At 45.0% G+C, this 14943-nt stretch carries 12 protein-coding genes; 2 read left to right on the top strand and 10 right to left on the bottom strand.

Going from position 1 to position 14943, the window contains the following annotated elements:
• Positions 1 to 176 precede the first annotated feature (176 nt).
• A complete protein-coding gene (locus RIB93_RS07890; protein ID WP_446371949.1) occupies positions 177 to 1235 on the top strand; it encodes a TIR domain-containing protein in 1059 nt (352 codons plus the stop codon).
• Between the two features lie 203 nt (positions 1236 to 1438).
• Positions 1439 to 3193: an NACHT domain-containing protein gene (locus tag RIB93_RS07885; RefSeq protein WP_446371947.1), complete on the top strand. Its 1755-nt coding sequence runs from the start codon at positions 1439 to 1441 to the stop codon at positions 3191 to 3193.
• Between the two features lie 585 nt (positions 3194 to 3778).
• Here RIB93_RS07885 and thyD read toward each other — a convergent pair.
• The 10 genes from thyD to RIB93_RS07835 form a co-directional block, all read right to left on the bottom strand.
• Positions 3779 to 4690, bottom strand: coding sequence for a thylakoid membrane protein ThyD (thyD, locus tag RIB93_RS07880; protein WP_446371945.1), 912 nt, complete (start codon positions 4688 to 4690; stop codon positions 3779 to 3781).
• 7 nt (positions 4691 to 4697) lie between these two features.
• Positions 4698 to 5087 (bottom strand): photosystem II reaction center protein Psb28, encoded by a 390-nt coding sequence (psb28, locus tag RIB93_RS07875; RefSeq protein ID WP_446371951.1) that lies wholly within the window; start codon positions 5085 to 5087, stop codon positions 4698 to 4700.
• Positions 5088 to 5204: 117 nt separating this feature from the next.
• Positions 5205 to 8003 carry a preprotein translocase subunit SecA gene (secA, locus tag RIB93_RS07870; RefSeq protein WP_446371943.1) on the bottom strand — a complete coding sequence of 933 codons (2799 nt, stop codon included), beginning with the start codon at positions 8001 to 8003 and terminating at the stop codon, positions 5205 to 5207.
• 325 nt (positions 8004 to 8328) lie between these two features.
• Complete coding sequence (locus tag RIB93_RS07865; RefSeq protein WP_446371941.1) at positions 8329 to 9264, bottom strand: Rpn family recombination-promoting nuclease/putative transposase; 936 nt, start codon at positions 9262 to 9264, stop codon at positions 8329 to 8331.
• 106 nt (positions 9265 to 9370) lie between these two features.
• Positions 9371 to 9862 (bottom strand): ureidoglycolate lyase, encoded by a 492-nt coding sequence (locus tag RIB93_RS07860; RefSeq protein ID WP_446371939.1) that lies wholly within the window; start codon positions 9860 to 9862, stop codon positions 9371 to 9373.
• 32 nt (positions 9863 to 9894) lie between these two features.
• Positions 9895 to 10530 (bottom strand): uracil phosphoribosyltransferase, encoded by a 636-nt coding sequence (upp, locus tag RIB93_RS07855; RefSeq protein ID WP_446371937.1) that lies wholly within the window; start codon positions 10528 to 10530, stop codon positions 9895 to 9897.
• A gap of 364 nt (positions 10531 to 10894) precedes the next feature.
• A complete protein-coding gene (locus tag RIB93_RS07850; RefSeq protein WP_446371935.1) occupies positions 10895 to 11302 on the bottom strand; it encodes a response regulator transcription factor in 408 nt (135 codons plus the stop codon).
• Between the two features lie 421 nt (positions 11303 to 11723).
• Positions 11724 to 12656, bottom strand: coding sequence for an isoaspartyl peptidase/L-asparaginase (locus RIB93_RS07845; RefSeq protein ID WP_446371933.1), 933 nt, complete (start codon positions 12654 to 12656; stop codon positions 11724 to 11726).
• A 23-nt stretch (positions 12657 to 12679) separates the two neighbouring features.
• Complete coding sequence (locus RIB93_RS07840; RefSeq protein WP_446371931.1) at positions 12680 to 12826, bottom strand: DUF2256 domain-containing protein; 147 nt, start codon at positions 12824 to 12826, stop codon at positions 12680 to 12682.
• Between the two features lie 514 nt (positions 12827 to 13340).
• Positions 13341 to 14943 (bottom strand): putative Ig domain-containing protein (locus RIB93_RS07835; RefSeq protein WP_446371929.1); only part of this gene is annotated, 1603 nt, incomplete at its 5' end.

The following is a 14943-nucleotide window of genomic DNA, read 5'->3' as shown; positions in this document are numbered from 1 at the left end:
CTCTAACTGGGAGTTTTTGGTCAACCCTCAACAGGGAAGCGGCAACGCACTAAAAGCAAGCGCTAGTATAAACTTATACCGCTGAGTTTTGTCCAAGGTTGTCTACTTGTGGGTAGATGTGTCCAGACTTTTAGAAGCGGTATGAGGTGGAACCTTTTCGCTGGAAAGGGAATTCTATGCCATTGTCAGATCGCGCCACGAATAGTTTAGATCTGTTGGATAGTTATGAGATAGGCGATCGCCCGATTATTTTTATTACTCACAGCATGGGGGGATTACTGGTAAAGCAGATGCTGCGGAGTGCTAGGGATTTTGGTAGGTGGAGTGCGATCGCATCCCAAACAAGGGGGATTGTGTTCCTATCTACGCCTCATTCCGGTTCAGATATGGCGAGTTGGATTAAGCATATCGGCGGGATTCTGCAAACCACTGTCTCGGTTGAGGAGTTGGAGGCGCATCACTCACGGTTGCGGGAATTGAATCTTTTATATCGCAATAACGAACAGTTTAGCCAAATCCCGATGTTAGTGTACTGCGAAACGCGACCCACCCACGGGATTTTAGTCGTGAATCAAACCAGTGCTGATCCGGGGATTAAGGGTGTGATTCCTGTACCGATGGATTTTGACCATATTTCTATCTGTAAGGTAAAGGATAGGAAGAGTCAGATTTATCGCCAGGTGAAACGATTTATCGATAAGAATTTACCTACCCATTCAGCACCCACTCCAGATTTAACGATTCAACCACCCCCAATTCAAGCCAATAAGCCGATGAAACGCGAACAAGTTTTTATCAGTTATAGCCACAAGGATAAAGTCTGGTTAGAAAAACTTCAGACTATGCTGAAACCGCTGATGCGGAATAAGACAATCTCGGTGTGGGATGACACAAAAATCCAAGCTGGGGTCAAATGGAAAGCAGAAATCGAAAACGCTCTCGCCGCAGCAAATGTAGCGGTTTTAATGGTCAGTTCTGATTTTCTTGCCTCTGACTTTATTGCTGAACATGAATTGCCGCCTTTACTGGCAGCCGCTGAAAAGGAAGGTGTTAAAATTATTTGGATACCTGTAACGTTCTGTCTATACGATGAAACAGACATTCCTGATTATCAAGCTGCACATAACCCGAATCAACCGTTAGATAGTCTGAGTCCAACTGAGTTAAATCAAGTATTGGTCAAAATTTGTAAGCAAATAAAAGCTGCTGCAACTGGATCGTCGCCACACCCTTAGATGACCCACTGTTATCTGCTGACACCGCGTCAGTGGGTCGAGATCAGGTGTCTAATTCTCGCCTAATCCAAGAACCGATTCAAGCGGGTATCCATAACAAACCTATAACTCAGCAAGAGTCCCGCAATCGCCAGGCTTTACTCAATAGAGTCAACAACTTTTGGGTCAAAGATGTTCTGGAAAAATCCCTTTACAATCAGGTGATGATTGAGTTGGGGTTGGAGGAACGCCCTGATGCGATTACTAATCCTTGGAATCTGATTATAGAGACGGATGACTTACCTCAACCCCTCCCCGATGGAACTAAAATTATCGATATCTTTGACCAAATCGGCACAGGGAGGACACTACTCATTTTAGGAGAACCTGGGTCAGGAAAAACCACGACGTTATTGGAACTCACCCGCGATTTAATCGACCGTGCTAAACATAATAGTAATCTCCCAATTCCTGTCGTCTTTAACCTCTACTCTTGGGCGAATAAGCGGCAGAAGATAGCCGATTGGTTAGTTGAGGAACTGAATAGCAAGTATAAGTTTCCTGAAAAAATTGGACAAGCTTGGATAACACAACAGCAACTGCTGCCTTTGCTGGATGGCTTGGATGAAGTTAAGGCTGAGTATAGAGATGAGTGTATTGCAGCGTTGAACACATTCTATCAGAATTATGGTGCAGAATTATTGGTGTGCAGTCGGAGCAAAGACTATGAAGCTCTTTCTCAGCGCCTGGAATTTCAAAGTGCTGTTTATATAAAATCGCTGACTTTAGAGCAAATCTATAATTATTTGGATAGGGTTGGTGCTGATTTGGCAGGGTTGAGAGCATTAATGGTAGAGGATACGGTACTACAAGAGTTAGCCCAATCCCCTTTGATGCTTAATGTTATGATGTTGGCTTATCAGGGAGTAGCACTTGAGGATTTACCAAAAATCCAAGTGTTGGAAGAGCGACGCAAGAAGTTATTTGATGACTACATTGAGCGAATTTTTAATCGCCATAATCGTTCAAAAGGCAAGCAAATATACTCAAAATATAAGACAATCCGATGGCTTAATTGGTTGGCGCAGAGAATGGTTCAGGAGTCTCAAACAATATTCTTGATTGAAAGTATTCAACCTTATCTATGGTTGCAAAACATTCAAGATAAATTAGTGTACGGTTTTATATTTGGTTTAAACCTAGGATTACTAAGTTTTATTTTTCTGTATTTGCTAGATATAACAGTGTTTGGATTCATAGTAATTCCTTTGTTTTTGATACTTGGAATGACCAGAGGAAATAAAGTACAAATACAACCGATTGAACTTCTGCAATGGTCTTGGAAAAAAGGATTACATGACTGGCGTGCTTTTATCAATGAATTTGAAATTTATAGCTCAATTTTTTTTATAATTTCTACAGCTAAATTTTATCTGGAGTCAAATTCATATAATCAAATACTCAGGATATTTATTGCTTTATCGGGAGGGTTAATCTCTGCTATAGCATTGACTATATTTATGACAATATCTGTTGGAACATGGCGATTTTTGATGGCTGGGTTTCAGGTCAAGAATACAGCCAATACAACTGTTCCAAATCAAGGGATTAAAAAGTCATTTAAAAATGCTACTTTTACAACTTTAATTGGTTGTTTAATTCCGGTAGTAATATGTTTACCGTTCATTGGTTTAACCGAACTCATGCACATAAAACCTGAATCTTTAACTGGACTAGGCATTCTGAAACTAGGGTTGTCGGTAGGACTGATGGTTGGTACAATGCGCGGTTTTTTATGCATAATCCAACACTTTATTTTACGCCTAATCCTTTACTTCAACAACTACATCCCCTGGAACTACGCCCGTTTTCTTGACTACGCCGCTGATCGCATTTTCCTCCAAAAAGTAGGCGGCGGGTATATCTTCATCCACCGGATGCTGATGGAACACTTTGCCCAGATGGAAATTGAACGCTAATACTAAGTTGCAGTCTAAGGTAAAATCTGTCATTCTGAGCAGAATGCAGTGAAACGGAATGACGCTCGCGCATCTGTCCAGATTCTTCGCAACGCTGTTCCTAGACATGATAGAACGCAACTTGGTATAAACCCCCACCGGATAAAGCTTACAAACCAATACCCAATATCACCCTAACTACCATTACTCCCCCGATGCTCTAACGTTAACACTCCCACTGGCGCATCTACGACTAACCGCATCATTCCCAGCCACTGTAACCCCAGTTATTGGTGGGGAGGGCGGGTTTTGTTGATAGGGTATCGGTGAATGTCTGAATTAAATGGCTAAACCCGCCCCTACAATTAATTCCTGGATATCCGCCTCTGTTATCCCCACAATCACTATCCGTTGACTCGGCGGCGCTTTGGGCTACGGCTTCACTCTCACATCAAAAAGTAAAACTCATCCTCATCTGAATAAAACAAATCTTCTTCTATGCCGTTGATTTTATATCAGTAGAAACGCACCATGGCGCGTCTCTACATCCTGTGAAAAAAAAGGTATCACACAAAAAACGGTCGAAAAAAGTTTTCCCCAAGCGTGTCAACTAGAAGTCACAATATCAGCTAACGCAGGTTTGACATTGGCATAGTCATAGTTAAAACCACTGCTACTTGTCCGCTTAGGTAACACCTTTTGACCCTCTAGTACCACCTTAGCCCCCTCTCCCAATAACGCTTCTAGAGCAATGCTGGGAACGGGTAACCAGGAGGGACGATTCATCACATCTCCCAAAGTCTGACAAAATTCCGACATCCGCACTGGGTTGGGTGCTGTAGCATTGAAAACCCCTTCCATCTCGTTGCGGGTGAGTGAATTGATAATCAAGTTCACCAAATCCTCTCGGTGAATCCACGAAAACCACTGACGCCCACTACCAATTGGACCTCCAGCAAATAGTTGAAATGGAGGTAACATTTTCGCTAGTGCGCCACCATCACCGAGAACAATTCCAAACCGAAGGATAACCAACCGCACCCCAGCCTCTTTCACCTTTTGGGCTTCAGCTTCCCAAGCCTGACAGACTTGGGCGAGAAAATCGTCTCCAGGGGGACTGGTTTCAGTGTAGGTTGCTGTTTCGCTAGTCCCGTAATAGCCAACAGCCGACGCATTCACTAAGACGCTGGGTTTAGATGACGCTTGGCTGATCGCCTCTACAATTCGCCGGGTTCCCAGTTGGCGACTATTGAGAATTGCTTGTTTCCGTTCTGATGTCCAGCGATTCTCACCGATGGGTTCCCCCGCCAAATTCACCACTCCATCACACCCGGCGATCGCGTCTTGCCAAGATCCCGATTCGGTGGGCGTATAGCCGACAATCTCTAAATCAGGAAACAGCCGAGTCGCTTTGGCTCGATTTCGGGTTAAAATCATCGGTTGATGCTCTAACTCAAGCAGACGCTTGACTAAGCGAGAACCAATAAATCCGGTTGCTCCAGTAATAGCAATTTTCACGATTAACTTACTCTGCTCCCTGTGCTGGTTTAGTATCACCGTAAGCCATACCATTGACTTCGGCATAGCGGTGCATAAAGCGCATGAACCGATCCCAGTGATCTTGGTGCTCGATTTCAAATTCGCAGTCTACCCGCTTTAAATCATCGCCTTCGGGACCACTGAATATAAATTTAACTGATGAGGGTTCCACACTAATCTGCCCTTCTTCATCAATTAAAAGCAAGGCGTTGGCGAATCGTTTGGTATAACTCTGAAATTTTTCTATCGCTTTTAAAGAATCGAAACTCATTAATACTGAACGCACCCCCGAATTCCGATTTCGCCGTAAGCTAACATTGCTCAGTTCTTCAGGAAGTCCTTCAAAAAATTGAATCGATGGCGTTTGGGAAGTCATTTTTAAATGGCGAATACTATATTGTTCAGTATACAAAACTTTATGCCTCTCACCGAAGAGATCCCCGACAACTCCTACGAAGTCGGGGATCTAACGCTCACGAGAAATGACTCAAAACTACACGGCTTGCGGTTGCACTTGCGGCTGGAATTGGAACAGTGAGTACACCACATTGCGACGAATGTCAATCATCATTTCCAAGAAGGTTTCATATCCTTCTTGCTTATACTCAATCAGTGGGTCTTTCTGCCCATAACCCCGTAACCCGACCGACTCACGCAACGCATCCATCGACTGCAAATGCTCCCGCCACAGGGTATCAATCTGCTGCAAGATGAAGAACCGTTCTGCTTGTCGCATCAATCCCGGTTGAATTTGATCGATTTGGGCTTCTTTAATGTCGTAAGCTTTGCGGACTTCTTCATGCAAGAAGGTTTTAATCTCCGTCACCGTCATATCATCGAGATGCTCCGGCTGGAGATCTTGCAACAAATAGACAAATTCTTGTACCTTGGACACCAAGCTGCCTAAATCCCATTCTTCCGGGGGCAAATCCGGGTTGACGTAGGCGTCTACAATATCATCCATCGTCTTCTCGGCATATTGGATGACTTGTTCTTTAAGATCTAATCCCTCTAACACCCGACGACGTTCGGCATAAATTGCCCGCCGCTGATTATTCATCACCTCGTCATATTCAAACACCTGTTTCCGGGTGTCATAGTAGAACGTTTCCACTTTTTTCTGCGCCCCTTCTAAGGAACGAGTCAGCATTCCCGATTCGATCGGCATATCTTCCTCAACTCGGAACGCATTCATCATCCCCGCCACGCGATCGCCCCCGAAGATTCGCAGCAAGTTATCCTCTAAGCTGAGGAAAAACTTCGTCGAACCCGGGTCACCTTGGCGTCCCGCCCGTCCCCGCAGTTGGTTATCAATCCGGCGAGATTCGTGGCGTTCGGTACCAATGACGTGCAATCCGCCGATCGGCTCGGTGTTGATTACCTCATCCTGTTCTTTATGAGTAAAGGCTTCATATTCCTTTCGCACCGCCCGACAAACCTCCCGCAGCTTTTGAATCACGGGGTCATCCGTCGGGGCATTTTCCGCCGCGATCGCTATTTTTTCTTCGGCTTCTAATTCCGGTAGACTACGTTCCCCATACTGCTGCACGGCAAACTTCACCGCCTCAATCAACTTTTGCTCTGTTTCCTCAGACAACTGAGTTGGGAAAATCTGGGGACTCACCTTCCAAGTTTTCACTTTTTTACCGGGCGCAAACCCTTGGGCTTGGGAGCGTTTCCCACCCCCTCCTGCCATAGCTGCAAAGGAATCTTCTTCTTCGGGGATGACAATCTGCGGCATGAAATATTCCCGCACTTTCAGCCGCGACATGTAGTCCGCATTACCCCCTAAGATAATATCGGTACCACGTCCTGCCATGTTCGTCGCGATCGTCACCGCCCCTTTGCGCCCTGCTTGTGCCACAATTTCTGATTCCCGTTCCACGTTCTCGGGTCGGGCATTGAGCAGATTATGGGGAACGTCCAATTGGCTTAACAAACGCGAAAGCACTTCTGATTTTTCCACACTGGTTGTACCCACCAATACCGGGCGTCCTTGCTCATGCATGTCTGCACATTCTCGTGCCACCGCTTTCCATTTGGCTTCCTCAGTTTTATACACCACATCCGACATATCCCGCCGTCCGGGGGGCTTATTGGTGGGGATAATCGTGACTTGTAGGTTATAGATTTTTTCAATTTCGGCTTCTTCTGTTTTGGCTGTTCCGGTCATCCCGGCTAGCTTGGGATAAAGCAAAAAGAAATTTTGATAGGTAATTGTAGCTAGGGTTTGGGTTTCTTTTTGAATCTCGACATCTTCTTTTGCCTCAATCGCCTGGTGCAGTCCATCACTCCAACGCCGTCCCTGTAAGACTCGTCCGGTAAACTCATCGACGATGACCACTTCATCGTTACGCACGATATAGTTTACGTCATTGGTAAACAGTTCCTTTGCCTTAATCGCGTTGAAGATATAGTGCGCCCAGGGATTTTCCGGGTCATACAAATCCCCAACCTCTAGGAGTTTTTCCGCCTCGATAAAGCCTTCATCGGTGAGGATGACATTACGCGCTTTTTCATCCACCTCATAATGCTCTTCCGGCTGCAGCATTTTCGCGATTTGAGCCGCTTTCATATAGTTCTGGGTGGGACGTTCCACCTGTCCGGAAATAATCAGGGGGGTGCGGGCTTCGTCAATAAGTACGGAGTCTACTTCGTCAATGATGCAGTAATTGAAGGGACGCTGCACCACCTCATTCATTGAGGTTGCCATATTGTCCCGCAAGTAGTCGAAGCCCAACTCGCTGTTTGTGGCGTAGGTAATATCACAGCCGTAGTTGCGCTGTCGTTCCGCAGGACCCATCCCTGACTGAATTAGTCCCACCGTTAGTCCTAAGAAGCGGTGTACCTGTCCCATCCATTCCGCGTCCCGACGTGCCAGGTAATCGTTAACGGTAACAATATGTACGCCTTTGCCACTTAAAGCGTTGAGATAAGCTGGGAGGGTGGATACAAGGGTTTTTCCCTCACCCGTTTTCATCTCTGCGATTTCTCCTCGGTGCAGCACAACACCACCTAATAGCTGCACATCAAAATGGCGCATTCCCAAAACCCGCCATGCAGCTTCCCGCACGACGGCGAAGGCTTCGGGTAGGAGATCCTCTAACAGTTCTTCTCGCTCGCGATCGGTTGTCGCGCCTTCAAGCTGCTGCTTGAATTCTGTGGTTTTCCCTTGGAGTTGCTCATCGGAGAGCGATCGGATATCTTCTTCCAGAACGTTGATATCGGCAACGAATGGTTGGTATCGTTTAAGTTTGCGGGTATTTGGATCGCCAAGTAAGTTTTTTAACATAGCAGGAGAGGGATACGTCTAATCGCGCTTGGTCTAGGGTTAAGGTTAGACACTCAAGACTAAGGGCATGAATAGGGGAGTCAGCGTTCACAGGCAATCTTGCACGAGTCCCAGTGGCTAACGGCTAACCCATGATAAACCACCGCTTAGGGCGGCATTTTTATGATCATCCTACCATTTTTGCTCAGATTGAGGGGCGCTTCGTCCTTTGTCCTTTGTCATTTGTCCTTTGTCATACTCGCTGCCCGAAAAGAAGCAAGCTACTTCATTTGTAAGGGTTTGAGGCATATTCACAGAACTTAAAGTTCAGTTTATTTCCACCAAGCTACTGGCGATCCTCCAACCAACTGGCTAAATCCGGCAAACTTTGAAAATCGAAAATTTCCTCAGTTAACCGTTCCAAATCACTCAACGGTAATTCTTCAAGTTTGCGGCTGATTGCCAACGGAATTTCGCCAAAACGCTTCATAATTAGACGCCCTACTAGAGTTTTGGTCTGTTGTAGTCGCCCTTCTTCTTTTCCTTCTTCTTTCCCTTCTTTTTTTCCTTTTTCTTCAGCATAAGCCAGCCGTCCTTTTTCATCTTGCAACATCATGCCTCGCCGATCAACTACCTCCAACTCTTCTACCGTCATTGTGGCTTGATTAGCAAGGTTTAAAGCAAGTTCTATCTCTGAAACTTCCCCTAAATTATCAGGAACACTCTCCAAACTCGCTGCTTCTTTCAGGAAATAAATCCATTTATCGGTTAAACTCTGTAGTTCAGACAATGTTTTATTGAACTTGGGAAGTTCGACAAAGATTAGCTGCAATTCACCATCGAGAAGTTCAAATTTTTGGGTTTTCTCTTGAAAGACAAATTGGTTAATTACCTGAGCTGTGTTGGCAAACAAGATAAAATCAGTAATTGTTACGGCAATTGCTGGATTCAGGAAAGGATAATCATCGCCTGTTTTTAACTGGTTACTATAGGCTTTTGCCAAGTTATAAGCTACCCGCTTGTTAAAGGCAGTCATCGGCGCTATTTGCATTTCAATGACCACAATCGACCCATCCGCTAAAACGGCTTTGACATCTAAATAAGTTTCTTTTAAGGTAATCACCTGACCCGGATTATAGGGATTAACAATTGTTAGGGATTGAATGATTTTTTCTTCGTTATAAATTATTGCATTGAGAAAACTGATTAAAATCTCTTGGCTTTGTTCGGAACCAAATATTTTTTTAAAGGCATAATCGATCTTGGGACTAATAAACCTCATTTTAGGTCTCCCATTTTATAAATATATGGAATAAAGTCCAATTCTAGCACAGCGATCGCCCCGTCTTTCATTTACTAAAAAGTGATGATTTTATTGAGGTGATACGTCAAACAATTTCCAACTCTAAATTGTGAGTTTCCCGGAAATTATGAGTAAAGTGGTCAACCTCATTCGTGTCACTCAGTTCTAAGTTGTAGAAATCGACAACATCATGTTCAAAATAAGGACCCGCGTGCCAAGTCCCTAGTTCTAACTTAATAAAGCAGTTTCCCGGAATCCGGAAAACTTTAATTTCATCGATCGCGGGTTGTTCACGTTCACCAGCAGGTGCAACCGCCATCCACCAGTCTTTCCCTTCTAGAGAACCCAAACATTGGGTACAGTGCTGATGGCGCGTGATTTTGTGAAATTTGCGACCTCTGTGATACAAGCGCATGATGTAAAAGCGGGGAGTACCGTTGTGCAGAACTAATTGTGCATCTGTTGCATCATAGGGTTTATCATCGGCTGTCGGCGTGATTAATTGACCGAAGGGTTGAAAGCGTTCGGCGCTAATTTCTTCTACTGAAAGCTGTTTCACTGAAATAGTGCGATTCATGACAGATATCCATTGCAACACAAAGCTTACTGCTATTTTGTCCCAAACAGGCGATCGCCTGCATCCCCAAGTCCGGGCAAAATATAACCATGCTCATCTAAGCTTTCATCAATCGCGGCGGTATACAGAGGGACTTCCGGATGATGATCATGGAAATTCGCGATTCCCTCCGGTGCAGCTAGCAAGCACAAAAACTTGATGGACAAGGGGATAAAATCCTTCACCCGATCCACGGCGGCTACGGCTGTATTCCCTGTAGCTACCATGGGATCAACCACCAAGATGTCTCGGTGTTCAATATCATGAGGCAGTTTGCAATAATATTCAATCGGAATCCGAGTCGTTGGATCACGATACAAGCCAATATGCCCCAAGCGGGCGGAAGGGATCAGTTCTAAGATACCATCAACCAGCCCTTGCCCTGCCCGCATAATCGAAACAATCACCATTTTCTTATCTGAAGCCAGCATGGGAGCGTGCATGGGAGCCAGGGGTGTTTTAATTGCTGCGTATTTCAGCGGTAAGTCCCGCGTTACCTCGTAAGCCAGCAAGCCGCCAACTTCTTTCATCAGTTGACGAAATTTAGCTGTACTGGTGTCAGCCTGACGCATAAGGGTTAGCTTGTGCTGTACGAATGGGTGATCGATTACTGTAACTTGAGGGATCATCTGTTAATAGTAGACAGATTTTTATCTGTATAAAAGTTAATCTTCCTGAGAGTATACCACTCCTGTTGCCAAATCACAGCACAGAAAGGAATATAACCTAAAATGCATTTGCAAAATGGCTTTGATTCATTTTTGCAATATCTAAAATAAAAACAATATAACAGTGAGAATATTAGCCTATTTTACACTAGCAAAGTCAATGGGTAACGTCATAGTTGGTGGGCAATGGACTAAAACTCTTATCCAGTCGTCTAAAGACGACTGGATCTTGGGAGACACATTTTATGGTAGAGACGTTGCATGCAACGTCTCTACAACTTCACTATTGCAAGAAAGCCTATTCCCTATTCCCTGGCGCGTAGCGCTATACTTTTGATGCAGAAGAGGGAGAAGGGATATCCGTTAACACTCGCTTCACCATGCTGATCAATTCCTCCAAGACATAAGGTTTTGTTACATACAGATTGGCTCCTAGACATATCCCGCGTTCAATATCCCTGGGTTCGGATTTTGCTGTCAAAAAAATAAACGGGGTTTGACGACCAAAACGGCGCAGTTGTGATAAAACGGTATACCCATCAAATCCGGGCATATTAATGTCGCAAATAATTAATTCTGGGTTCAGACATAAGCTAAAGTTGACGCCACTTGACCCGTTATCTGTAGCAATGACATCATAGCCATTGGCGGGATTATATCCTTCCATTGCTAAAATTTCAGATAAATTATCCCGTAGGCTTATGTCATCTTCAATGATTAGAATTCTTCGCATTGTTTCGCCTATTTCCATACTGGCGTTTTAGTTGGATTGAATCATGTTGTTCTTCTTTATTATTCCCTAACAGTTGAGGGTTTTCATCCGTGAATTCTCTAGGTTTTTCAGGTTTGCGGGAAAACTAGACCTTGCTTATGGTTGGGGAACCCTCTCCTAGAATTTACAGATATCTATCCTTATAAAGATTTGCAAACAAAACTTGACTCAAGCGAGTTGATCAGTGAAACTACAGACAAGAGCGTAATACACTGTAAACAAGCGTATTACGTTAGTTGTGGTTAACTCCAAACAAAGGCTGATTAATCCATAGTTAGCAGGAAGCTGGGATGGAACAGCACGTCTTGCCCAGAAATACTGTCTCCATCCAGGCAACCTGCGAGATTGGTTGATTGAGCCTATTGATGAAGGATAACCTCTGCTATACCGTTTGCACCTCCTCAATCATTTCTAGTGTGTCTCCCTTTTGGTGTCCGGTATGGTAAGCAGCAAGGAGAATTTGGCTGGTTTTGCCCCAGGCGATCGCACCCCTAGCGTCAATCGCGATCGCACCTAAATCCCGCCGATTCTCTTTTGCTTCTTTTATGGAACGTTCCATAGCATCGGCTAAGGATAACCCGTCGGTGACACGCACCACAACCCGTGCAGCGAAGCATTCATCAATAATATCTTCCCCAATTCCGGTACAACTTACCCCAGCGTTTAGGTTAGCGTAATTCCCCGCAGGCATAGCTGAGTCGCTGACTCGACCAATGCGTTCAAATCCCTTACCTCCGGTGGATGTACCCGCCGCCAAGCCGCCCTGACTATCTAACGCCACAACTCCAATTGTGCCACGTCCGGCTTCCGAAGAAAGGAGTTCCGGTTCGCTTACCACATCCGCCATTGTCCGTTCAAAGTTGTCCTGTCTATCCTGTAACCACTCCTGTAAGCGCTTCTCAGTTAACGGGTTGTAAATCGGTGCATTCACTTCCCGCACCAATTCCGCCGCCCCCAAATCCGAGAGAATGCGATCGGGACAATCTTGCAAAATCTTCGCCAAATCGATGGGATTTTTAATCCGCGAGACATTAATCACACCACTAAAGCGTTGAGGTTTACCATCCATCAGTGAGGCACTCATGCGAATCTGTCCATCGGATTGTAATACCGAACCCGTTCCGGCATTATAGCGGGGTTCGTCTTCTAGGAGTTGACAGCCTCGAATCACCGCTTCACGGGCGTTTGCACCCGATGATAACAAGGCATAGACATCATCAAGTATTGTATAAAGCGAATCGCGCACCGCTTGGGTGGCGTCTTTGGTTTTCAGCGCGCTTCCGGCACCACCATGAATAATTAATTTGGGTTGCATTGAATTCACGAACTCCTTGATAGTCAACTGGCTTGGGATTTGCGTCGGCGGCAGCGTTCCGAGCAGAACTTTACATTATCCCAGCATTTCGCCCATTTTTTGCGCCAACTGAAAGGACGTTCGCAGACGGGGCAGATTTTGGTCGGTAGGTCTGACTTAGCTTTCTTCACAGCGTACTCGTGCCATGTTACGTTAAGGAGCAGTTAACTCCTCAATCGTAACTCCTTGTAACCCTGTAATCCTTTAACCCTGTAATCCTGTAAACCAGTAAACCGCCATCGTGGGTTAGGCGGAACTTTATTTTGGCAAATATCATTTAATTGGCTATCCGCCGTAACCCACCAATAATTAATTTCCCCAGACACCGTAGGGTGGGTTAGGCGGAACTTTATTTGGGAAAATACCATTTACATTGGCTATCCGCCGTAACCCACCAATAATTAATTTCCCCAGACACCGTAGGGTGGGTTAGGCGGAACTTTATTTGGGAAAATACCATTTAATTGGCTATCCGCCGTAACCGACCAAAGCCTTGAACAACGGTGCGTTATGCTTCGCTAACGCACCCTACAATTGGATGGGATTGAAAATGATGACAAATAACCTGTAGGGGCGACCCGCCTGCATTAATTAACAACTCCAATCCCTTCAAGAAAATCGGGTCGCCCTCTTCAATGCCAGACGTTAGGCAACGGTTAAATCAACCTGGAAGGTGAAATCATTAAAATCTTGATCTCCACCTCCATACAAATCCTCAAAGCCAAAGGTGTTATCACCTAGGAGGCGAATGTGGTCAACCCCATCAGGATTCGCACCTAAATGGGCAAAGTAGGCAATCGGTTCTCCATAACCCAGGTACTGATTATTGGGATTCTCAGCCAGCAATTCCTCCGTGGTGCCATTGGCAATAATGTAAGGTGCCAGCAGACTTCCTCCCTCTAATTGGGTGTCAAACGTCGCCATCCCCCGATTCACATCACTAACCACTGATTGGGCAAGGGCAGCTTGAGCATAACCCTCGTCCTCTGGGTGAATCAATTGACCTGTCATTGGGTCTTCCACTGCCCCATCTTCGTTTTCAATCACATACAAGCCGACGGAATTATCGAAACCAGCATGACTCTTAATCTCGATAAAATTCGCGTCTACCGGACTGCTTTGTCCACGTAAATCAATGAGTTCTCGTTCTCCTTGTAATTGAGTTCCTAACGCAGGTAATTCATTCGTCGGTTCAACCATTAGCGTCAGAGTATCGTTACTCTCTGCCATTGGGTTTTGCCAATTGAGAGTAAACTGATTGTTCTCTCCATTCAGTACCTCAAAATAATCCGTATTGTTGGCATTAGCGCCGGGAAGACTAAACCAGACATTAGTTGGCGTTTGTCCTGAATCTAATGCGGCTTGGACATTATCCGTTGTGCTGTTTTGCACCAGATAAAATCCCAGATTGGGAGTCGTCTCACCGAAAACTTGCTCCACATCCAAAATCCGAGTTAGGTTATCGCCAGCAAAATTATTGGGCAAACTGGAGAACAGAACGTTTCCTTCATCCAAAGCGGCTTGCAGATAATCAGTTTCTCCGGGTTTAATCCCATTAATCTTTCCCGCCGCATTATCCACTTCAAAAATGCCCACTTCACTGACAAAGGATGAGTTGTTACCCGTAAGCGTGAACAGGAGTTTATCGGCTGGAGATTTGCCCTTGAGAAACAACAGATCATTGTTGAATTTTAGTTTCGGTTTTGCATTGCCATTATTCCTTGTTCCCCGATTAACTGTTAAGTCAAAGACATCACTGATTTCCCCTCCATTACCGTCATTAGCGGTGAGAGTAATCGAGTTAGTGCCGACTGCTTTATTGCGGGGAGTACCACTAATTACACCCGTTTCCGGATTTAGGTTTAATCCTTTGGGTAAACCCGTAGCCGAGAAGGTGAGAGTGTCGCCATCAGGGTCAGTGAAATAGTTACTGATATCTAGACTGTAAACTTCTTTTCTCTTTGCCGTTTGGTCAGTGATGGGAGAGACTAATATGGGGTCATTATTGACTACAGGTGCAGGAGTAATATCTAAGTCAAACCCATCAGTTTGTGTACCCCCTTGCCCATCTGATGCTGTGACTAAGATACTCAGTTGAGTTTCATCACCTGTATCAGGTGTACCGCTGAATGTGCCTGTATCGGAGTCAAATTTTAACCAAGAAGGTAAGTCAGTGCCATCTGCTAATGTGGCAGAGTAGGTTAAATCATCTCCATCAACGTCACTAAAGTTATTGGTGATATCTAAG

It is taken from the genome of Coleofasciculus sp. D1-CHI-01 (genome assembly GCF_040218875.1).
GTDB lineage: Bacteria > Cyanobacteriota > Cyanobacteriia > Cyanobacteriales > Coleofasciculaceae > Coleofasciculus.
The sequence above is the reverse complement of the archived record's forward strand: the minus strand, read 5'-3'. Positions and strand labels throughout refer to the sequence as shown.